The sequence below is a fragment of the Catenovulum maritimum genome, assembly GCF_001050375.1.
In the GTDB taxonomy this organism is placed as follows: Bacteria; Pseudomonadota; Gammaproteobacteria; order Enterobacterales; family Alteromonadaceae; genus Catenovulum; species Catenovulum maritimum.
This window is the reverse complement of sequence record NZ_KQ130489.1, coordinates 132483-153998: the sequence shown is the minus strand read 5'-3', so window position 1 is coordinate 153998 and position 21516 is coordinate 132483. Positions and strand designations below refer to the sequence as shown.

The window sequence follows — 21516 nt, the reverse complement described above, 5'->3', positions numbered from 1 at the left end:
CTGCAATACTGACTACAAATAATTTATAAAAATAAAATGGAGTTTCTTCATGGAAAAGCCTTGGTTAAAAAGTTATGAATCTGGTGTACCAGAATTTATCGAACCTGAACAATACCCATCTTTAATTGAAGTAATACAAGAGTCCTGCCAAAAGTTTGCCAATAAAACTGCCTTTATTAACATGGATAAAGGCATTACATACGAAGAGTTAGATAAACAAAGCACCGCCTTTGCCGCATATCTTCAAAATAGCTTAAAGTTGAATAAAGGCGATGCTGTCGCCTTGATGATGCCGAATCTACTCCAGTATCCAGTGGCTTTATTTGGTGTACTAAAAGCTGGCTGTGTTGTAGCAAATGTAAATCCACTTTATACACCTAGAGAATTAAAGCACCAATTAAATGACTCAAAAGCTAAAGCTATCGTAATAGTTGCCAATTTTGCTCATACCTTAGAGACAGTGTTACCTGAAACTAATCTAGAACATATCATATTAACAGAACTGGGTGACCGACTAGGTTTTGTTAAGAAATGCTTAGTTAATACAGTCGTTAAACATGTCAAAAAAATGGTAAAACCATTTAATTTACCTAACGCGATAAAATTCAATCAGGTTATTAGCCAAGGCGCTAAACTTAATTATAAAAAACCTGAGTTAATGCCTGATGATTTAGCATTTCTACAATATACAGGTGGCACGACTGGGGTCGCTAAAGGTGCAATGTTAACGCACAGAAACATGGTCGCCAATTTATTGCAGGCAGGCGCTTGGTTAGATAGTACGATGAAATATGGTGAAGAAGTCGTTATAACCGCATTACCGCTTTACCATATATTCGCATTACTAGCTAATTGCTTAAATTTCATGAAATATGGTGCGACCAACGTATTAATTACAAATCCGAGAGACATGCCTGGTTTTGTAAAAGAACTAAACAAGTATCAATTTACAGCCTTAACTGGCGTGAATACTTTGTTTAACGGTTTATTAAACACTGAAGGTTTCGCCGAGTTAGATTTTAGTCAATTTAAACTAGCGTTAGGCGGAGGAATGGCGGTACAAAGACCTGTCGCAGAGAAATGGCAACAAGTCACAGGCTGCAAATTGTTAGAAGCTTACGGTTTAACTGAGTGTTCGCCTGCAGTATCTATCAATCCATTAAATCTAACCGCTTATAATGGCAGTATTGGTTTGCCTGTCTCATCTACTGATTGCCGAGTTGTAGACGATTCAGGTAAGGTTTTAGGCGTCGGTGAAGCAGGGGAGTTACAAGTTAAAGGGCCTCAGGTTATGAAAGGTTACTTTAACCGCCCAGAAGCGACTGAGGAAGTGATTAAAGATGGATGGTTCTGTACCGGTGACATTGCCGAAATGGATGAAGATGGATACTTTAGAATTGTCGATCGCAAAAAGGATATGATATTAACTTCAGGCTTCAATGTTTATCCCAACGAAATAGAAGAAGTTGCTGTAATGAATAAAAAAGTGCTTGAAGCTGCGGCTGTAGGCATTCCACATGAAAAATGCGGTGAAGTCGTAAAATTATTTGTCGTTAAAAAAGATGAATCTTTAACCGAGCAAGAGCTAATCGCACATTGTAAAACGAATCTTACTGGCTACAAAGTACCAAAGTCTGTTGAGTTTAGAGCAGAGTTACCAAAAACCAATGTTGGTAAAATTCTAAGAAGAGAATTAAGAAACTAGTTTTTCGATGAGGAATTGCGTTAATTTTTTAACCTACATTAAAATTTTAATGTAGGTTGAATAAAATTAATGGGCATTGGAAGGAATTGTAATATATCGATTTACATTATTTTCGAACATTTCACAAATTTTTGCTGAAGCGTTAATTTTATCTCTTACAACGGACGCTTGTTCATAGTCACTGAATGTACAAGCTAATAAAGGCGCGTTACCCCAAGCTCTTTGTATCGTACCTAGCTCAGCGTCAAAACTTAGTAAATACTCATCATTATCTACAATACCATAACCTACAAATTCACAATCTTGTGGAAAGCCTTTTAATGCAAGGACTTGTTTTATATCTGTATTCATTTTCTAATCCTCATTATTTAAGTCATTAATTATTGTTTAATCTTCAGTCTTAATTTGAGCGACTACAGTAATTTCTCCTATGTTGAAAATATGTTATTTATTTAAAATAGCGCTTATTTGTGCTTTTGGCTAATTTTAGTGACATTTAGCATAAATTCATCGGACGGAATTTTATGCTAAATGTTAGGAAGGCTAGACATAATCAAGTTCAACCACATAAAAAACTACTAAAAGTAAGTTACTTAACTCGTGATAAAAATTAGCGAACCTCATTAAACTATTGTTATTATTTAATTTTGTCTCATAAGAGGTACTTTCTTTTAGACAAGACGAATTGGCATACGTAAAGCCGGCTATTAGTAGCGCATTCAGCCGAGCTATCATAAACTCATCAAGCGATTTTAAAGAGCGTAGTAACTAATCAAATAATGAATGTAATATCAATGCCAGCTTATTATATAAATAGTCAATTTAACATAATATACATTATGGGTTTGTTTTGGTATGCATAAACCAGTTATTAAACTGGTTTATCTTGCGCCGCCTTTATACTATTGAGTACTGATGCGATACTTTTCAATTAACTCACATGTAACTGCGAGTTCGTCTATAGCTCTTGGCGTCATTCTGTGCAGTTTATCCGAGTTAACGGTCAAAACTTGTTTGTTTTGAACTGCCGGAATACTGGTATATCGATTCCAATCTGTTACTGAGCCATTAGGTTCAGAATTAGATGTTGGGATAATAATTATTTCAGGTTTACCGACAATAATTTGTTCTTTGCTGATATGTGGATAATCACCAATTAAGTTATCAAACAAATTATCTATCTGACAGGTTCTGATTAATTGTAATGGCCACGCATTGTTTGAAACTGTGGTTAATGGCGATGTCCACAATTGATAAAAAATCTTAACCGGTTTTTTATTCTTGTATTTGTTTACTAACTGTTTGTATTGAGCTAAATATTTATCGGCAACGATTCTGGCTTGTGTTTGATGACCAGACAATCCGCCAAAATAAAGGATCTCTTGTGCAACACTTTCAATGCTATTCGGATTAGAATATTTCAAATTAATACCTAATCTTGCTAAGCGTTTTAAATCTTCATCTGGATTACCTGATTTCCAAGCAATAATATGATCAGGCTTTAATTGCAGGATTCTTTCTATCTGTAGATTCGCATAATTACCGATTCGAGGAATCGCTTTAGCTGATTCAGGATAATCAGAATGCTCTGTGGTGCCAATTATTTGCTCACCAGCACCAATTTCATAAAACATTTCGACTATGTGCGGCGCTAAAACAATGAACTTAGGCTTTGATTCTGCCCAAGCCAATTGAATAAAATTAAGACTTACAATCAGTAAAACAAGCGCCCTTAAAATCACCAATCAACTCCTTTCTGCGCTTTAATACCGGCTTCAAAAGCATGTTTAATAGATTGAACTTCACTGACTGTATCCGCAATTTCAATCAGTGCTTTATGTGCACCGCGGCCAGTTACCACCACATGTTGGTTTTCAGGACGATTAACGATAGCATCTAAAACTTCGTCTATATCTAAATATTTATAGCTAAGCATGTAAGTTAATTCATCAAACAAAATCAGATCAACGTTAGGATCTGCTAAAAGCTTTTTACCTTCAGCCCAGACTTTTTCAGCAGCAGCAATGTCAGCATCTTTATTTTGAGTTTCCCACGTAAATCCAGTGGCCATTACGTGAAATTGACAGCCAGATTTTTCAAGTAAATCTCTTTCACCACATGCCCAAGTGCCTTTAATAAACTGAACAACAGCAGTAGTCAGCCCATGTCCAACCGCTCTGGCTACAGTACCAAAACCAGATGTGGATTTGCCTTTACCATTACCCGTAATAACAATAACTATACCGCGCTCTTCTTGTGCAGCTTGTATCTTTGCATCGACTTTTGCTTTTAATCTTTGCATTCTTGCTTGGTGTCTTTCTTGTTGCATTACTTCATCTACCATAGTTATCTACTTAATATTTAGGTGTTTGTATATTGGGTTAAAATCAATGTGCGCTTCACATGCATCAGCTAATTTATCCAATGCGGATAACTGCTGCTTTACATAATCTTCAGTTTTACATAAATCAGCATTCAGCCAATTGGCTAAAATATTAACGGCTTCCGGATTATCAAATATGCCATGTAAATAACATCCAGCGACCTGATTATCTAAAGAGACAAAGCCATCTGACTTGTTTAATCCATTGGCATTATCTAACAAAGTCTGTTTAACTAAGCTTTCATCTGTTATCTGGCTAACGCCGCAATGTATTTCGTAGCCTTTAACTTGAGTTGAGCGCCCTGCCAAATTGAGTCTGTACTCTGTATTTATTAATACTTTATCTTGTTTTAATTCCGTTTCGATTGGTAAATAACCTAAGCCATGACTTTGTCCTGGGGTATATTCATAACCATTTGGATCTTTTATTAAATGACCCAACATTTGATACCCACCGCAGATGGCAAATAATTTACCACCATAGCGTAAGTGCTTGTCTATTTGCTTATCCCATTGCATTTTTCGCAAGTGTTCAAGATCTGCTCGAACATTTTTACTGCCAGGTAAAATGATAAGATCAGCGCTAGGTAAAGCTTTATTTGGGTTAGCATAAATAAGATTGATTTGAGGATGTAACCTAAGAGAATCAAAATCGGTATGGTTACTGATACGTGGAAAAACCGGAATTACAATAGTAACTTTTTCATCTGTGATAACTTGTTGCGTTTCAATTGCATCTTCAGCAGCAATCTCTAATCCTTTAATAAAAGGAAGAACACCTAAAACAGGCTTATTGGTTTTATTTTCGAGCCAAGTTAAACCTGATTCTAATAATTTAATGTCACCACGAAATTTATTAATAACAAAGCCAACAATACGATTTCTTTCACTCTCAGATAATAACTCTAGAGTACCAACAATTTGGGCGAATACTCCACCGCGGTCGATATCTGCAACTAAGACAACTGGACAATCTACTTTTTCAGCAAAGCCCATGTTTGCAATATCACCTTCGCGTAAATTGATTTCAGCTGGACTGCCTGCGCCTTCGACAATTATGCAATCAAAACTATCATTTAACCGTTCAAATGATTCAATAACAGCATTCATTGCTACTTTTTTGTAATCGTGATATTTAGTCGCTTGCATATCAGAGACGGCTTTGCCATGTATAATGACCTGTGCACCTGTATCAGAACTTGGCTTTAGTAGAATAGGATTAAAATCGACTTGAGTCTTTACACCTGCAGCTAATGCTTGTATGGCTTGTGCTCTACCTATCTCGCCTCCATCTTGAGTAACCGCACTATTTAATGCCATATTTTGCGGTTTGAAAGGTGCTATTTTAAAGCCTTTTCTGGCTAAGACACGACAGATACCGGCAACTAATAAACTTTTACCGGCATCAGAACTAGTGCCCTGAACCATAAGTGTTTTATTCATTAATCAGACTCTTTTATAAAACCACTAGCATGGCTGCCTATCGTTTTTATAACCGGTTTTGCCTGTTCATGGACACCAATCTCAATTTTACTTAACGAAGCATAATCTATTTTTAAATTGCTAAACCAGTTGGCATTTCGCCAATCAATATCAAGAATATTGGCTAATATAATTCTAATAACACCGCCATGTGTCACGATTAAATAATGTTCACCTTGATTAGCTTCCATTGTTTCTCGCCAAAACGAAATAACGCGTTTACCAAACTGCTTTAATCTTTCGCCTTCTGGTGGCGTTACTTTGTATGGATTTGCCCAAAATGCTTCAAGCTTAGACCAGTGATGCTTTAATCTGTCATATGGCAATCCATCCCAGCGGCCAAAATCCATCTCGGTAATTCTTGGATCAAGTTGATTTTTAATGTTGTACATTTCGCTGTATCTTTCAGCAAAAGTAGCGCACCTTAACATTGGTGAAGAAATAATTTTGTCGATGTTATCATCTAAATCAACGAGTTCGGCTGCCTTATGCATGTCTGATAAGCCTTTGTCGCTTAAAACTACATTAGTATGGCCATATAAGGCAGGTCGACCGGCTACACTGCCATGTCTCATTAAAGTAAATCGAGATGTTCTATTACTACTATTAGACATAAACTGCCCCTTTTAAACATTGTTCGATTCCAGCTAGCATAAAAATGACATTGTCTGAATTTTTTGCAATAGCTTGGTTTAAACGCCCTGCTTCATCTACAAATCGACGACTGATTTCATTATGTGGGATTATGCCTAATCCAACTTCATTTGAGACAAAAATAACATCTGCTTGTAAATTATTTATTAAATTAGATGTCGATTCACATAGATCTGCAAAGTCTTGTTCTGGTGAATAGTATAATTGATTGTTTAACCACAAAGTTAAGCAATCAACTAGTATTATATTATTTGGCTGATTTAATTGCTTGAGTTTATCGCCTAATTCGAGAGGTACTTCATGTAATTCAACTGTATTTTGTTTAAACCTTGCCAGTCTATTTAAGCGGTGCTGATTTATTCTTTGTTCCATTTCTTGATCAATACACTCAGCTGTCGCAATATAATGGATCATTTTCGATGTATTGTTATCGAATAAAGCTTTCGCCAAACGTTCGGCGTAATTTGACTTACCAGAACGAGCACCACCAATAATCAAATTAATCATAAAATTAACATTCCAGAATTTTGATAAATAAGCAGTAATGTGAAATAAATTAATATTTCAGCTGCTTGTTGCGCAGCGCCCAAACAGTCACCTGTATACCCTTGTATATGACGGTATAAGAAGGCTTTGAATATAGTTCTAAATGCTAATAATACTGCCAATAAGATCAGGCTGGCTTCCATGCCTACCAGCCAAACAGTTGGAATAGCCGTTAGGATAAGAATAATAAAATCAGACTTATTTTGATTATTAGCTAAAGGTTTAGATTTAGATTCTTCTATATCTGTGACGTAATCCATATCATAAATAAAGCTAGCTGCAATACCTCGAGATAATCCATAGGCGACGATTAGAGCAATCACAATATGCTGGCTTTCACTTAATAATAGAAATTTGCCTAACAGTAACAAAATCAAACTTGTGACGCCGTATGTTCCTAAACGACTGTCTTTCATGATAGTGAGTTTTCTTTCTACGGTTAAGCCACCACCAAAACCATCCGCCATATCTGCAAACCCGTCTTCGTGGAAACAACCAGTCAAAAACAAACTAAAAACCATTGCCAGCCAAATACTAATATGTTCGGAAAAGAAATGGTTGGCAATATAGTAGACAGATGCAACTAAGGCACCAAGCAACCAACCGACTAACATAAAATATCGGCTGGATTGATTTAGCTTTAATTCACTATAAGTAACTGATTTAGGAATAGGCAGTCGAGAGAAAAATCCAAGCGCTAAAAAGAATAAATTAAGCTGGTATTTCATTTTATTAAACAACTTTTTCAACAGCCGCTGAATCAAAAGTCGCCATATTATTAAAAAATTCAGCTGCGCATTTTATCAGTGGCATAGCTAAAGCTGCGCCTGTCCCCTCACCCAGTCTTAATCCAAGTTTAAGTAAAGGTTTTGCATTTAGTTCACCTAGTACTGTTTGATGTGCTTTCTCATCTCCTGAGTGGCTAAAAATCATATAATCGAGTGCATTGGCTTGTATTCTTGTTGCAATTAAAGCCGCAACTGTAACAATAAAACCATCGATAACTATCGTTTTTTGCCTTTGCGCCGCGGCTAGAATTGCGCCAACTATTTGAGCAATTTCAAAACCACCTAGCTCAGCTAAAATTTCATCAGGTTTCATTTCAGTCACAGAAAGTCTAGCCAGAGCCTTCTCAATACAAGTTAACTTAGTTGTAAGTTGCTGATTGGAAATACCAGTACCTAAACCAACAGTTTCTTTAACTTCAATTCCAGTAAAAGCAGAAAGGAGTGCACTAGCCGAACTGGTATTTGCAATTCCCATTTCGCCAAATCCAATCAAGTTACAACCTTGATCGATAATAGATTGAGTTAATACAAAACCTAATTGTATTGCTTGGTTGGCTTGCTCGACTGACATTGCAGATGTAATAGAGAAATCCTGTGTTCCAGCTTGTATGCGTTGAACTATCAAATTTTCAGGTGTTGGGGTAATTTCAGTTTTAATCCCTGCGTCAATAATTTTAAAATCGATATCATTTGCTAGGCAAAAACAGTTGATTGCCGCGCCCCCTGCTAAAAAGTTCAGCACCATTTGTTGTGTAACTTCACTTGGTGCTATGCTCACACCTTGGGCTGCAATGCCATGATCGCCAGCAAAAACTAAAATACTAGGTTTAGATAATTTAATCTCAATACCTTGGTTATTCTGATTATGTTCTTCATTTTGTTGAATAAGGGCCAACTGACTAGCGATTTTTTCTAAATCCCCTAAGGCGCCTAAGGGTTTAGTTTTATTATTAATTTGATGAATAATTTCATTTAAGCGCGATTTGTCTAAAGCCGGTACTACTATATCTAAAATCATAATTTCATTCATTTTTTCAACATCAAACTAATAAAGAATAAACTGCCAATTACCGAAGTAATGACACCTATCGGAATTTCTTGCCCTTTCACTGCAACCCTTGCGATGACATCAACCCATATTAGAAAAATTGACCCAATGATAATGCAACCAGTAATTAACTTAGCTGAAGTAACACCGAATATTTGCCTTGCTATATGCGGTATCATCAAACCAACAAAGCCAATTCCACCACAAAAAGAAACTAAAATTGCCGTTAAAGCAGCACATAACGCTAATAATACATACCTTAAAGATTTAACGTTAATTCCCATGGTTAAGGCGTTTTCTTCCCCTAACATCAGGGCATCTAATTGACGATGTAAATAATAAACTAGACTAATACAGGCAATCACCACGGGGGCAATAATCACTAAATGTTGGTTTTCAACTCGACTCAACGAGCCCATTAACCAAAAAATGACTCGGTTGGCGGCAAAAGGATCGCCAACAAATAAAATAAACTGGCTGATAGCACTGAACATAAAAGATACAGCGACACCAGATAGTAACAAAGAAGCAATTTGCTGTTTTTTAGAAATTGAATGTATGGTAACTACAATCAAGATTGCCGCTAATGCGCCAAAAAAAGCGACAAGCGGTAAGACAAAACTTGGGCTATGGCTAAACCACAAACTGACGATGGAAGCACCTAACCCAGCGCCAGACACAACTCCAAATAAGTAAGGTTCAGCTAAAGGGTTACGGGTTGTATTTTGCAATATCGCGCCCGCAACAGCTAAACCCATTCCACACAAAACGGCAACTAAAACCCTTGGCATTCTAATTTGCCAAATTAAGGTTTCTATCATTTGACTATCACAGTCATTAATTAAACAAGCTGAAACCTGTTGAATACTTAACTCTGCTGAGCCAAAAAACAAAGAGACAAAAAAACTCACCAACAAGCCAATCAGACCAAAAATAATTTTAACCTGTGTAGAAGCGTTAAACATGGCACATCTCATTTCTAAAAAACACATGCAGCTTATTGGTCATCGGATTGACACCAACATGGTTATCAAGATTAAATACCTTCTTGATGCTGTTTTCTGTTAACACTTCTTCGGGTGAGCCACTTGACTCGATTTGACCTTTATTCAGCATAATAATTTGATCACTATACTGAGCAGCCAAATTCAAATCATGAATCGTCATTAAAACGCTAATTTCTAATTCCTGTAAAAAACTTAAGATTTGATGTTGAAAATGAATATCTAAATGGTTTGTAGGCTCATCTAAAATGAGTAATTTAGGTTTTTGGGCGAGTGCCCTTGCGATGAGTACTCTTTGTTGCTCTCCACCCGATAAACTCGAAAAAACCTTATGTTTAAGAGGTTCAATTTCCAAATTAATCAGTATTTCATTTAAATCTTGTTTTAGAGACTCAGAGCTAGCTTTAAATGCTGATTGGTATGGGTATTGTCCCATACGAACTATATCTATTACTTTTAACGCAAAGTTATGGCTAATTTGCTGAGTGACTACTGAAACCTGCTTAGCAAAATCCAATTGACCTAATTGCTTTTGATTTTGCTGATTAACCAATACGTCGCCACTAAAATCATCAATTTGGCGGTAAATGCAGCGCAGTAAACTGGTTTTACCTGAGCCATTAGGGCCTACAATTGAGGTCACAGAATTTTGCGTAACTTCAACATTAATAGACTTTAATATATCAACTTGATTAATTTTCCAACCAAGGTTTAAAACTTTGAGCATTAAATAAAACGGCCGATTTGCAGCACAGGACAAAAGATTGCGATTAAATATAGGTCATTTTTAAAAGCACCTTTTTGTGTCTTCCCGCACAAAATTGAGTGTACACCTAATAACTAGGTAGATGGCTTGAAATCTTGGTAATCTGACTTATTAGATAAACTAAAACACAGTTGCGGGTACAGTTACGGCTTCAATCCGTATTCCCAAAACTTCAAATAAGAATTTTAACAGAAATAACTTTAAATAATATAGATTTAAATAGAGCAAGTTGCTTTAAATAAACTATATTGATAATTATAAATACCTATTACTAAGTCATATGAAAAAAATAAGTCTGTCGAGAAAACTCCTAACCAAAGTATTGACTATATACATAGGCTTAACTGTTGTTATAACAGCAGTGCAAATTGTTAGTGAGTATTACTTAGCTAAAAATCATATCGAAAATGAGCTAAAAACATTACAAAAAACCTTCAGTGGTAGCTTAACTCGTGCCATTTGGGAACTAAATGTTCAGCAATCATCGACGATAGCAACTGGGTTGCTTGCTATGCCATCGATAGAAGGCGTCATATTAAGAGACGAAAGTAATGAAATTATCACTAAGCTAGGTCAAATAATTGATGGGGTCGAAATACCAATTGAACCGGGTGATGAACAAATTCTGATAAATAAAGGAAATGTGGAAATTTTTGGCTATGTTTATCCACTGATTTTTGAATTTTCGGGTAGACCCATCCAAGTGGGCGATGTCACTCTGTTCTCTTCTAGTAATATTGTTATAGAGCGCATCGAAGTTGCTTTGTATTTACTCGTATTTAAAGCTTTACTCATAACGACGATTCTCTTCATCATTATTTTAGTCACCTTTAAAAGGCTACTTAGCCAACCTCTATATGAATTAACCGAGCAAATTGAAAATTTCGACATCGAAAGATTAGAACAATCTAAAATTGAACTGGGTTTAGTTGATCAAAATGAATTAGTGGTGCTGCAAGATGCGTATAACTCATTATTAGATAGGATCGCAGGCTATAGTAAACAACTCGAAAATGCACATAAAGATCTAATCGAAGCCAATAATAAGCTTGATGATCAAAACTTAATGCTCGAACAAGAAGTAGCGAAAAAGACCGCCAATTTAAGTCGAGTTATGCTCGATTTAGAATCGCAGAAAAAAGAACTAGAGAAAAGCCAAAAAGAACTCAAAGCGGGTATGAATGTCAAAAACAAAGCGGAAGAAGCTTTGATGGGCAAACACAAAGAATTAGAGCAATCTATGGAAGAGCTCAAATCAGCACAAGTTCAGCTGGTAGAATCTGAAAAAATGGCATCTTTAGGCGGTTTAGTTGCGGGTATAGCGCATGATGTAAATACCCCTATTGGCATCAGTGTAACTGCAAGTAGTTATTTAACAGAGCAAATTAAAGTAATAAATGAAAAATACCAAGATAAGACATTATCTCCAAAATCACTTGAGCGCTTTATTAATGAAGCAAATGAAAGTATTAAACTAATAACCACAAACCTCAAAAGAGCTTCTGATTTAGTTGCAAGCTTTAAACAAATCGCAGTTGACCAAGCGAGTGAAGCAATTAGAAACATTGAGTTACACAATTACACACATGATATTGTTAACTCTCTCAAGCCTCATTTGAAGAAAACACAACATACTATCGAAATTAGCTGCCCTAAAGATCTTAATATGCGTTGCCCTGCTGGCGCAATTTCACAAATTTTCACTAACTTAATTATGAATTCACTGATTCATGGTTTTGAAAAAATGAGGCAAGGGCAGATAAAAATAGCCATTACCGAAGAAGCAGATGAAACGGTTAAAATTGTTTACCGAGATAATGGTAAAGGTGTTAGTCGCGACGTACTGTCAAAATTATTTGACCCGTTTTTTACTACCAAGCGAGAAAAAGGTGGGAGTGGTTTAGGTACGCATATTACTTATAACTTAGTAAAACAAACGTTACATGGTCAATTAGTCGCGGAGAGTGAGTTAGGACATGGATTAACTTATATCATCACGATCCCTAAAGTGACCCCTGTCGAGCAAGATGTCTTATAACAAGTAGGGCTAATAATGTGGACACAAGCGGCTAGTTGGCATGAATTAGAACAAAGCAAAGAGGTTGATGTTTTAATTATAGGTGCTGGAATTAATGGCTGCGCCGTTTTTAACAAGCTATCACGACTTGGTTATCATTGTATCTTAATTGACAACAAAGATTTTTCTTCCGGTGCGAGTGGTGCATGTTCACGTATGGTCCATGGTGGATTAAGGTACTTAGAACATGGTGATATAAAATTAGTAAAACAAGCACTAAGTGCTAGAAATGACCTGCTGCAAGATTACCCTAATCTAGTTAAACCTATAAATACTATAGTACCCTGCCGCAGTTTATTATCAGGATTGATTTATTCACCGTTAAAGGTGCTAGGTTTAAAGCACCCTAATTATTCAAGAGGGGCGCTATTAATATATTTAGGCCTATTCTTTTATAAACTACTGAGTTTAAAATCAGATTCTAACTTAATCAAAAAGCCTGAATTTAAGACAAATCAACAGCTTAAATCCCGATTGCCACAATTAAATTCAGAGTTCAACTTTGCGGGTATCTATACTGATGCATTTATTGCCTCTCCAGAAAGAATGGCTATTGAACAAATTAAACTAGGATTAGCAGCATCTAATTCTAAAAATAATTTAGCGCTCAATTATGTTCAAATATGCCAAAGAAACAATAAAGAATTCGAACTTAAAAATTTACTAACAAATCAAACTCATTCCATAACGACAACGACACTTATCAATGCAACGGGGGCTTGGTGTGATCAAACCAACCTAAGCTTGGGAAGTCAAAGTAAGTTTATTAGCGGCACCAAAGGCTCACATATTATTGTCAGAGCACCGCAGATATACCAAGCTCTCCAACAAGAAATGATTTATTTTGAAACTTCAGATAAAAGAGTATGTATTATCATTCCTTGGTATAAAAACTTGTTATTAGTCGGTACCACAGACCTTAAAATATCGAGTCCAGATAAAGCCCAAATTACAGAAGATGAAATAGATTATTTACTCGCGGAATTTAATTATTTATTTCCGACTAACATGATTTCAAAAGCAGACTTAGTTTGCTGTTTCACTGGTGTCCGCCCTCTTGCTGCTAGTCAATCGACTGATACAGCAAGTATGACTAGAGAATTCAAAGTCACGACAAAGGTAGATAAAGGTGTTACTACGATTAATATGTTTGGCGGTAAATGGACAACGTTTCAAGCTCACTCAGATTTAGCTATCTCTGAAGCCCTAGCCGCTTTAAATAAAAAGCCAACACAAGTTAGCTCACCAGCCAAGGTTACAAATCAAGTCAATAAAAATGCGGTGATTGAATCTACTAGTCAATTAAGTCCAGAGTACCTAAATCTGCTTAGCAGCCGCTACAGCATAGATTATCAAAAAATTGTCGCTTTCATTACGAATTCGACTATTAGTAAACAATCAAAATTTATTGCGGACTATTCAATCGCTGAAATTGAGTATTTAATCAATTTTGAAGCTGTGGCTTGCTTAGAAGATCTGGTTTTAAGGAGAACTAGAATTGCATTAAATGGCTTATTAACGAAACATATTCTTGCTGAATTAACTCAAGTCCTCGCTGAATGTTTAGCTTGGACACCTGCACAAGCAGAAAATGCTTTAGAAAAGTGTGAGCTTATATTATCAAGTAAATATCGAATAAATCTAAGCTAACTCATTTTATCTATATATACCCAAACCACTTGGGCATAAAACTACCAATATAACCTTTTGGCTTGTGCGAACATATCCTTAATTTCAGCTGAATTTTCAATATTATGAAAGCTCAGTAAGCTTTGTTGAAGCTTTTCGTATGCAGCTTGAAAATCATCTTTAATTATAATTTCTGTAGATTTGTGGGTTTTAGGTGCAATTGTAACCTGAACCGCAAAACACTCATAAGGTTTACGATTTGGGCGTTCTCTTTTAATTCTTTTGACACCTTTTATACTGCCATCTTCTCGAAACAACTTATTGATACCAAGATCTCGTTTTAATTGTCTATAACGTTTTTTCTTATCTATGGTTTGCTGAAACTCTTCAGCTAACTTTTTGGCTTTAGCTAAGCCATGCTGCTTAATAGAAAAGTATTTTTGAATTTTTAGTTCCTTGTCTAATACTCGAAAGCGTTCTGGATTCGTTTTATTAGGGTGAAACATAATAGTCATAGGATTAATTCTTTAAATTAGCAACATTCCTTGTAAATCAATTGCTGGACAACATTTAAATATACGATGTATATTTAAATTATACTCCAGCAGTTGAATTTATCACTATTTAAAACGCATCTTTTTCCATTTAGTTATCCGGAGCATATTTGAATTACAAGCTACCCTCTGCGATTTGTGTTGTATTCGCCCACTTTAGCTGTCAATCAGCTGAGTCTGAGTTGTTATTAGCCTATCATTCCCAGTATATTAGCGAAGCTAGGCTTGTATCAAATGAAGCATTTCGATGGCTTAATCTCACTAGCCAAATCGATAAAAACTATAGCCTTGAAATAAGTTACGGTAATTCCAAAGAGACTGACGAATTTTCAGCATCCGCTTATTATCAAACCGAATTAAACCAATTCAATCTTTACGCGGGTTTAAGTCATTTTCAATTTTTTAAAGATAATGAAAATGATAACGAGCTAATCATTGGCGTAGAGTATCAAGCCACGGATCTTTTCGTACCATTCATTGAAGCAGTATACAGTCTAGAAGCTAATGCTTGGTTTATTGAGTCTGGTTTTAATAACCAGTTACTCAACCTAGAGTTATTAAGTTTAAATACATATGTTATTGCGAGTTATGACAATGGATACGCTGATGAGAACTATCAAGGTTATAATTCAAGTCGAATTGGTGCCGTAATGACTTATCAAATGATGGATTCTTTATCTGTCATATTTCAATATGAAAAGAATTGGATTGGCACTCACTTAAAACAAGCAGACTTAACAAATCAAGACTGGTTTGGCTTATCACTTGGTTATCAATTTTAACTCTGTATCGTTTTAATTTGGTGGAGAGAGAAATTGCTGTTTTAAATAACTAATCAGTAACTTCACCCGTTTTGACACTTGTTTATTATATGGGTAGACGGCCCAAATTGGATCTTGTGTGATTTCGTAATCTGTTAGGTGCCTAATTAATTCACCTGATTGAATTTTATCTTTGACAAAGTAATCCGGCAGCTGAATTAAACCAATCCCTTTCAATGCTGCATCTAATAAACCATAACCACTGTTATATCTTAAATTACCTGAAACTCTGACGCGCTTTAACTTTCCCGCTTGGGTAAATTGCCAGTGATCCGCTGTGCCCAATAAACAGTTATGTTTATCTAAGTCATTTAACGCATTCACCATACCGTAAGATTTCACATAATCTGTAGATGAACATAAATGAATTTTGCGACTCGTCAATTTAGTTGCCATCAAAGTGGAGTTTTCTAACTCGCCCAGTCGAATTGCTAGGTCTATGCCGTCTTCGACTAAATCTAGTCTTTGGTTAGTTAATTTTAGATCTAATTTAATCTCTGGATATTGCAGGATAAAATCATTTAACATGGGAATTATTGTAAGCTCGCCATAATTAGTCGGCGCTGTAATGCTTATCTTACCTGTAATTGAAGATTCGGATTCAGTTATAGAGTTAACGGCGTTATCGAGTGCATCTAGCGACAAGCGACATTCTTGGTAAAAATGACTGCCAACATCAGTTAAGCTTACTTTTCTAGTTGTTCTATATAGTAATTTCACCTTTAACCTATGCTCTAAACTATTAAGTTGCCGGCTTACATGGGCGGTCGATACATTTAGCTTTTGCGCGGCTTTGGTAAAACTTTGAGTTTCAGCCACAGCAACAAATTCGGATATACCCTGCCATTTCAACATTATTACCTCTGAGTAAAAATAATTTACAGATTAGCTAGATTACAAACCATACGGAGATAATTATAATAACTGAAAAATTGATTAAATTTAAATTAGACCTGAAGAATACTAACCTTAACTCGGGGTAAGAAATTAGCTAACCCCATGAAGCTAGAGATATTATTAAATTTTTATTTCTTGATAGGTATTTTTTCTTAAAACAAGGCGAATTTGCGTAGGTAATAGCTGGCTATTACCTACGCAAATTCAACTCAGTTATTAGAAAAAATGCCCTCAAGAAAGCAAGTTGTTATCCAGAGTTGAGGTTTACTATACTTAGGGACTTATACTTACGACACAGACTAGGAAGCTTTATGACAGACCAATTTATGAAAACTCGTGCAGCAGTTGCATGGCAAGCTAATGAACCGCTTAAAATTGAAGAAGTTGACTTAATGTTGCCTAAAAAAGGCGAAGTATTAATTCGTATTATCGCAACAGGAGTTTGCCATACAGATGCTTTTACTTTATCTGGCGCTGATCCTGAAGGCATATTCCCAACCATATTAGGTCATGAAGGCGGTGGTATTGTTGAGCAAGTTGGTGAAGGCGTTACCAGTGTTAAAGTGGGCGATCATGTTATTCCTTTATACACACCAGAATGTCGTGAATGTAAATTTTGCTTATCAGGCAAAACCAATCTATGTCAAAAAATTAGAGAAACTCAAGGTAAAGGCTTAATGCCAGACGGCACTACCCGCTTTTATAAAGATGGCCAACCAATTTTCCATTACATGGGCTGCTCAACATTTGCAGAGCACACAGTTTTACCTGAAATATCTTTAGCTGTCGTTAACAAGAGCGCACCGTTAGAAGAAGTTTGCTTACTCGGTTGCGGTGTCACGACAGGTATGGGGGCTGTTATGAATACAGCAAAAGTAAAACAAGGTGACACAGTCGCAATTTTTGGTTTAGGTGGTATAGGCTTGTCAGCTGTAATTGGCGCGACTATGGCTAAAGCCAGTCGCATTATTGCAATTGATATTAACGAAAGAAAATTTGATCTTGCTAAAGAATTAGGCGCGACAGATTGTATTAACCCAAATGACTACGACAAACCAATTCAAGAAGTGATAGTAGAGCTAACCGATGGCGGTGTAGATTTTTCATTTGAATGTATTGGCAATGTGAATGTAATGCGAAGCGCGTTAGAGTGCTGCCATAAAGGTTGGGGAGAGTCGGTTATTATTGGTGTAGCTGGATCTGGGCAAGAAATTTCAACCAGACCATTTCAACTTGTAACCGGTCGAGTTTGGCGCGGTACTGCATTTGGCGGCGTTAAAGGCAGAACTGAATTACCAGATTACGTAGAAAGATATTTAGCGGGTGAGTTTAAACTAGACGATTTTATAACCCACACCATGCCACTTGAAGATATTAATAAAGCATTCGAGTTAATGGAAAATGGTGAAAGTATTCGTTCCGTTATCCACTTTTAATCACGGCCTTTAATATGGAGCTAGGCTAGGATAATCCCCTCGCCTAGTTATTAAAATGACACTAACACAAGTTTCTTCAAGCAAAGTTTTTGCTGGATTACATCAACAATTCACTCATGTTTCAGCAGTTAATAACTGCACAATGAAATTTGCTATTTATCTACCGCCACAAGTGCAGCAAGGTCAAACCGTACCTGTTTTATACTGGTTATCAGGTTTAACCTGTACAGATGAAAACTTTATGCAAAAAGCTGGGGCATTTAAACTTGCTGCTGAGCTCGGCATTGCCATTGTTGCGCCAGATACTAGCCCAAGAGGGGAAAATGTACCTGACGATACTGAGCAGAGTTACGACTTAGGTTTAGGTGCTGGTTTTTATTTAAATGCGACTGAATCACCTTGGCAGACTTATTACAATATGTACGATTATATTGTGAATGAACTGCCTGAGATTATCCAAAACAACTTCCCTGTTAATAAACAACAAGGCATAAGTGGTCATTCTATGGGAGGCCATGGCGCTTTAACAATTGGCTTAAAAAATCCAGAAAAATACTCTAGTATTTCGGCGTTTAGTCCAATTTGTAATCCAACTAAATGTCCTTGGGGAATTAAGGCTTTCACCGCATACCTAGGTGACAATCCAACTCTCTGGCTGGAATATGATGCGACTGAGTTAATTAAACGTAATATTGCAGATTCAAACAAGTTACCTATTTTAATCTCACAAGGTGATAGTGATAATTTTTTAGCCGAGCAACTCATGCCGGATAATTTAATTGCTGCCGCCGAGCAAAACAACTATCCACTTACCTATTGTTTAGAAGTTGGCTATGACCATAGTTATTTCTTTATCTCTAGTTTTATAGAACAACATTTAAGGTTTTTTAATTCAAATTTAACCTCAAAATAGTACAAATTAGATGTTTTCATTCAGAAGGCTATTCAATTTGATTAGCCTTTTAAGGTTTTAGCCAATTTAATCAAAATATTTTAATTCGTTAATTTACTTTTTTGATGAGAATATCATCAAAATTCCCCCAAGTATTGGCTGCTTCATCTAGAATAATTTCAACTGTAAGTGAATTGTCTATTACATCAATTATCAACTCAGATTTATTCCATATTGCCCAACCGTTAAACACTATCTGTGACCAACTAGCGTTATCACCACTGGTTGCCTTTAATAAAGATTGATTATTGGTTGCATCCCCCCCCATAAAAAAACCTGAAACACTATATTGCCCATTGTCCAAAGTCAGTGTCTGGCTAATATTGGTCGAAATTGAGTTATCATTCCAAAAATGCATAGCTTGCTGCCCAGAATAAACTTCGTCTGCAATACTCGTTAGAGCTAAACCAAAGCTTTGGTCACTGATAATCCAAGGTGATATATCTGGACTTTCAAATCCAGCATTCACTAACAAGTTAGCACTAATAGGCTCAGCTTTTATATGATCTATATTACCGTAAGTATTTTCAGCTTCGTTTAATGCTAAACTGACAGTTAAGTTTTCATCAGTAACCTCTATCTCAACGCTGGATTCATGCCACACGCCCCAGCTTGAAAATTGAATGGCTGCCGTTTGGCTCTCGTCTGCACTAGTTGCAATTAACTTAGACAAATTGTTTACAGCATCCCCTCCCATGGACATTAAACTGACTTTATAACGTCCATTACTCACTTTTTGAGTTTGAGTAAGGCTTTGCAAAATATCCTTATCTAGCCAAAAATGGATAGCATATTCCCCCTTGTATACGTCATCTGGGTTACTTGTCACGATCAAACCTGCATCACCATCCCCTAACTTCCATGGCAAGAATGAGCCAGTTTCAAAGCTATCATTTAATAATGCGCTTTGGTTATCAGCTTGTACTTTTTCAATAACTCTAATCTGTAAACTTACTTCTATTAGTCCAACTAATCCTTTAATTTCATACGTGCCAACAAGATCAGATGATGCAGTGTTTTGCCATGTGACATCCACTAATCTCCAAGCATCATCAGTATATAAAGCTTTAACTTGTTGAGGTAAGTTAACCGGTTCGGCTTGTTCTACTTCGATACGAATAGGTTCGATATTTACAATGTTAGGCGGTGTTACTATTTCCTTGGTTGACACTTTCCAAAAAACATCCATAGAATCAAGTACCTTGCCTTCATAATCAAATAAAGCTTGGTTCTCCCAACCATTTGTTTTGCCTGTAGCCCAGCCAGCACCAGAGACACCTAACCAACTAGGCTCCCAGTAAAAAACACCGACACCTTGTTGATTCGGTACATTTGCAATTACATTGATAACTTCTCTTATCGCAGTTGCCTGACCTTGAGCACTTGCTTTAAAGCCAGCATTTTCTTCATCCGTGCTGCCGAAAATATTTGAGCCGCCATCAGGCCCCGTTTCCAAGGTAAATGCCGAAGCTGTTTCAACTACAATCACAGGCTTATTATACCTTTGGCTTACTGTATCTAACGTGTTTTGTAAATCAGCTAAGCTGCCATGCCAATATGGATAGTAAGAAGCACCAATAATGTCGTAATCAAGACCAGCAGTAGTAAAAGCATCGAAAGCTCGGGTGAAAACGTGCGATTTACCGCCTTCGGCTAAATGAAGCATAATTTGAGCTGTATTATTGGTTTCAGTTTCTGCATCTCTAACCGCCTTAATACCATTTTGTAATAGAGCGATCGCTGCAGCTGAAGTAACATCATCTCCGATTGGTGATACTAGCCCAGTGTTAATTTCGTTACCTATTTGCACCATATCAGGAAACACACCTGAATTATTCATAGCGATTAAAGTGTCATAAGTAAAATCATAAAGGGCTTGTTGAACTTGTTGCTCGGTTAAGTCTACCCAAGCATCAGGTATATACTGTTGGCCAGGATGTGTCCAAAAATCACTGTAATGGAAATCTAACAAAACTTGCATGCCCAACGATTTTGCTCGTTTAGCTAAATTAATGGTTTTAGTCAGATCATTAGTCCCCCCTCCGACAGCACCAGGTACATCATAGCCAAGAATATTTGTTACCCATGAAACATTATAAGGGTCATTCCATAATCTTATTCTTGCCCAATTAATACCATGTTCAGCCAAAACTTCTAATGCATCTTGTTGTTGGCCATTTTCATCATAAAACTGTCCCCCATTTGCTTCAACTTCAATTAAAGTCGAAATATCCGCCCCTTTTATAAAGTTAGTATGCAAGCTCTGAATTGGCTGTACATAAATCCCAGAGTCATGTGGTAAAGTTTGTTCATGGGTATCGGGTTCAGAACTAAGTTTTATATCTGTCGAACAGCTAGCTAAACAAATTAACAAAGACATACTTTTTAATATAGAAGCGTAATTAATCATAATAATGTAAATATTTTGTTATCGATAAATTAAAGTAAACGATTACCTTTATTTTATCAACAATTAAAGTGGATATTATTTGAGTAAACTACAAAATTCGTTATATATGGTTATAAATTAAAACAATTAAAGTAAACGATTAACTTTATATGGAATTTGATCGGCAGCAAAGATAATAGGAACAGGCGCTTAATTTAAGTACAAAAAGTCGATGCCGCCATTTTGTAGAGTTTAGGTTATTATAGAAACTTTAACCGATAATTAAGTTGATGATGTAATAAAATATTGAGAATCATTTCGTGCTTGTTATTTAAAATCAGCGCTTATTATAATGACGATTCCAGATAACCTAATATTCGTTTTC

Annotated in this window: 19 protein-coding genes; 6 read left to right on the top strand and 13 right to left on the bottom strand. The window is 36.2% G+C overall.

Annotated elements, in window-relative coordinates:
* Window positions 1-49: 49 nt before the first annotated feature.
* Window positions 50-1705 (top strand): long-chain-fatty-acid--CoA ligase FadD, encoded by a 1656-nt coding sequence (fadD, locus tag XM47_RS09975; RefSeq protein WP_048692149.1) that lies wholly within the window; start codon window positions 50-52, stop codon window positions 1703-1705.
* 66 nt (window positions 1706-1771) lie between these two features.
* On the opposite strand, the gene XM47_RS09970 is transcribed toward fadD, so the two are convergent.
* The 10 genes from XM47_RS09970 to XM47_RS09925 all read right to left on the bottom strand — a co-directional run bounded on the left by XM47_RS09970 (window position 1772) and on the right by XM47_RS09925 (window position 10337).
* On the bottom strand, window positions 1772-2056 hold the full coding sequence (locus XM47_RS09970) for a hypothetical protein (protein ID WP_048692147.1): 285 nt from the start codon (window positions 2054-2056) through the stop codon (window positions 1772-1774).
* A gap of 551 nt (window positions 2057-2607) precedes the next feature.
* The gene (locus XM47_RS09965; protein ID WP_245623449.1) at window positions 2608-3447 is read right to left on the bottom strand and encodes a cobalamin-binding protein; all 840 of its coding nucleotides are present in this window, start codon (window positions 3445-3447) and stop codon (window positions 2608-2610) included.
* Window positions 3444-4049, bottom strand: a complete 606-nt coding sequence (gene cobO, locus XM47_RS09960; protein WP_048692143.1) for a cob(I)yrinic acid a,c-diamide adenosyltransferase — start codon at window positions 4047-4049, stop codon at window positions 3444-3446. The genes XM47_RS09965 and cobO overlap by 4 nt, the downstream gene beginning before the upstream one ends.
* Before the next feature lie 6 nt (window positions 4050-4055).
* Complete coding sequence (locus tag XM47_RS09955; protein ID WP_048692142.1) at window positions 4056-5531, bottom strand: cobyric acid synthase; 1476 nt, start codon at window positions 5529-5531, stop codon at window positions 4056-4058.
* Window positions 5531-6184, bottom strand: coding sequence for an alpha-ribazole phosphatase family protein (gene cobC / locus XM47_RS09950; protein ID WP_048692141.1), 654 nt, complete (start codon window positions 6182-6184; stop codon window positions 5531-5533). Before cobC ends, XM47_RS09955 begins: the two co-directional genes overlap by 1 nt.
* The gene (cobU, locus tag XM47_RS09945) at window positions 6177-6731 is read right to left on the bottom strand and encodes a bifunctional adenosylcobinamide kinase/adenosylcobinamide-phosphate guanylyltransferase (RefSeq protein WP_048692140.1); all 555 of its coding nucleotides are present in this window, start codon (window positions 6729-6731) and stop codon (window positions 6177-6179) included. The genes cobC and cobU overlap by 8 nt, the downstream gene beginning before the upstream one ends.
* Window positions 6728-7498, bottom strand: coding sequence for an adenosylcobinamide-GDP ribazoletransferase (locus XM47_RS09940; RefSeq protein ID WP_048692211.1), 771 nt, complete (start codon window positions 7496-7498; stop codon window positions 6728-6730). The genes cobU and XM47_RS09940 overlap by 4 nt, the downstream gene beginning before the upstream one ends.
* A gap of 4 nt (window positions 7499-7502) precedes the next feature.
* Window positions 7503-8576, bottom strand: a complete 1074-nt coding sequence (gene cobT / locus XM47_RS09935) for a nicotinate-nucleotide--dimethylbenzimidazole phosphoribosyltransferase (protein ID WP_048692210.1) — start codon at window positions 8574-8576, stop codon at window positions 7503-7505.
* A gap of 8 nt (window positions 8577-8584) precedes the next feature.
* Window positions 8585-9571 carry a FecCD family ABC transporter permease gene (locus XM47_RS09930; protein WP_048692139.1) on the bottom strand — a complete coding sequence of 329 codons (987 nt, stop codon included), beginning with the start codon at window positions 9569-9571 and terminating at the stop codon, window positions 8585-8587.
* Entirely contained in the window at window positions 9564-10337 is a 774-nt protein-coding gene (locus tag XM47_RS09925; RefSeq protein ID WP_048692138.1) for an ABC transporter ATP-binding protein, read from the bottom strand. The genes XM47_RS09930 and XM47_RS09925 overlap by 8 nt, the downstream gene beginning before the upstream one ends.
* Before the next feature lie 319 nt (window positions 10338-10656).
* Here XM47_RS09925 and XM47_RS09920 point away from each other — a divergent pair, with 319 nt between their 5' ends.
* Window positions 10657-12414, top strand: coding sequence for a sensor histidine kinase (locus XM47_RS09920; RefSeq protein WP_048692137.1), 1758 nt, complete (start codon window positions 10657-10659; stop codon window positions 12412-12414).
* A 15-nt stretch (window positions 12415-12429) separates the two neighbouring features.
* A complete protein-coding gene (locus XM47_RS09915; protein ID WP_048692136.1) occupies window positions 12430-14103 on the top strand; it encodes a glycerol-3-phosphate dehydrogenase/oxidase in 1674 nt (557 codons plus the stop codon).
* A 41-nt stretch (window positions 14104-14144) separates the two neighbouring features.
* Here XM47_RS09915 and XM47_RS09910 read toward each other — a convergent pair whose 3' ends face one another.
* A complete protein-coding gene (locus XM47_RS09910; RefSeq protein ID WP_149865490.1) occupies window positions 14145-14597 on the bottom strand; it encodes a hypothetical protein in 453 nt (150 codons plus the stop codon).
* A 149-nt stretch (window positions 14598-14746) separates the two neighbouring features.
* Here XM47_RS09910 and XM47_RS09905 point away from each other — a divergent pair, with 149 nt between their 5' ends.
* Entirely contained in the window at window positions 14747-15418 is a 672-nt protein-coding gene (locus tag XM47_RS09905; RefSeq protein WP_048692133.1) for a hypothetical protein, read from the top strand.
* A 12-nt stretch (window positions 15419-15430) separates the two neighbouring features.
* On the opposite strand, the gene XM47_RS09900 is transcribed toward XM47_RS09905, so the two are convergent.
* Window positions 15431-16312, bottom strand: coding sequence for a LysR family transcriptional regulator (locus XM47_RS09900; RefSeq protein WP_048692132.1), 882 nt, complete (start codon window positions 16310-16312; stop codon window positions 15431-15433).
* Between the two features lie 353 nt (window positions 16313-16665).
* Here XM47_RS09900 and XM47_RS09895 point away from each other — a divergent pair, with 353 nt between their 5' ends.
* Together XM47_RS09895 and fghA are read left to right on the top strand one after the other, a co-directional pair.
* Window positions 16666-17790: an S-(hydroxymethyl)glutathione dehydrogenase/class III alcohol dehydrogenase gene (locus XM47_RS09895; protein WP_048692131.1), complete on the top strand. Its 1125-nt coding sequence runs from the start codon at window positions 16666-16668 to the stop codon at window positions 17788-17790.
* A gap of 55 nt (window positions 17791-17845) precedes the next feature.
* On the top strand, window positions 17846-18703 hold the full coding sequence (gene fghA / locus XM47_RS09890) for an S-formylglutathione hydrolase (protein WP_048692130.1): 858 nt from the start codon (window positions 17846-17848) through the stop codon (window positions 18701-18703).
* Window positions 18704-18791: 88 nt separating this feature from the next.
* Here fghA and XM47_RS09885 read toward each other — a convergent pair whose 3' ends face one another.
* Window positions 18792-21122: a glycosyl hydrolase 53 family protein gene (locus XM47_RS09885; protein ID WP_172656518.1), complete on the bottom strand. Its 2331-nt coding sequence runs from the start codon at window positions 21120-21122 to the stop codon at window positions 18792-18794.
* Between the last annotated feature and the right edge of the window lie 394 nt (window positions 21123-21516).

Excerpts from the sequence above, each read along its gene's own strand:
- fadD (WP_048692149.1), top strand. The coding sequence starts at position 50 with ATGGAAAAGCCTTGGTTAAAAAGTTATGAATCTGGTGTACCAGAATTT.
- XM47_RS09970 (WP_048692147.1), bottom strand. The coding sequence starts at position 2,056 with ATGAATACAGATATAAAACAAGTCCTTGCATTAAAAGGCTTTCCACAA.
- cobO (WP_048692143.1), bottom strand. The coding sequence starts at position 4,049 with ATGGTAGATGAAGTAATGCAACAAGAAAGACACCAAGCAAGAATGCAA.
- XM47_RS09955 (WP_048692142.1), bottom strand. The coding sequence starts at position 5,531 with ATGAATAAAACACTTATGGTTCAGGGCACTAGTTCTGATGCCGGTAAA.
- cobC (WP_048692141.1), bottom strand. The coding sequence starts at position 6,184 with ATGTCTAATAGTAGTAATAGAACATCTCGATTTACTTTAATGAGACAT.
- cobU (WP_048692140.1), bottom strand. The coding sequence starts at position 6,731 with ATGATTAATTTGATTATTGGTGGTGCTCGTTCTGGTAAGTCAAATTAC.
- XM47_RS09940 (WP_048692211.1), bottom strand. The coding sequence starts at position 7,498 with ATGAAATACCAGCTTAATTTATTCTTTTTAGCGCTTGGATTTTTCTCT.
- cobT (WP_048692210.1), bottom strand. The coding sequence starts at position 8,576 with ATGATTTTAGATATAGTAGTACCGGCTTTAGACAAATCGCGCTTAAAT.
- XM47_RS09930 (WP_048692139.1), bottom strand. The coding sequence starts at position 9,571 with ATGTTTAACGCTTCTACACAGGTTAAAATTATTTTTGGTCTGATTGGC.
- XM47_RS09925 (WP_048692138.1), bottom strand. The coding sequence starts at position 10,337 with ATGCTCAAAGTTTTAAACCTTGGTTGGAAAATTAATCAAGTTGATATA.
- XM47_RS09920 (WP_048692137.1), top strand. The coding sequence starts at position 10,657 with ATGAAAAAAATAAGTCTGTCGAGAAAACTCCTAACCAAAGTATTGACT.
- XM47_RS09915 (WP_048692136.1), top strand. The coding sequence starts at position 12,430 with ATGTGGACACAAGCGGCTAGTTGGCATGAATTAGAACAAAGCAAAGAG.
- XM47_RS09910 (WP_149865490.1), bottom strand. The coding sequence starts at position 14,597 with ATGACTATTATGTTTCACCCTAATAAAACGAATCCAGAACGCTTTCGA.
- XM47_RS09900 (WP_048692132.1), bottom strand. The coding sequence starts at position 16,312 with ATGTTGAAATGGCAGGGTATATCCGAATTTGTTGCTGTGGCTGAAACT.
- XM47_RS09895 (WP_048692131.1), top strand. The coding sequence starts at position 16,666 with ATGACAGACCAATTTATGAAAACTCGTGCAGCAGTTGCATGGCAAGCT.
- fghA (WP_048692130.1), top strand. The coding sequence starts at position 17,846 with ATGACACTAACACAAGTTTCTTCAAGCAAAGTTTTTGCTGGATTACAT.
- XM47_RS09885 (WP_172656518.1), bottom strand. The coding sequence starts at position 21,122 with ATGTCTTTGTTAATTTGTTTAGCTAGCTGTTCGACAGATATAAAACTT.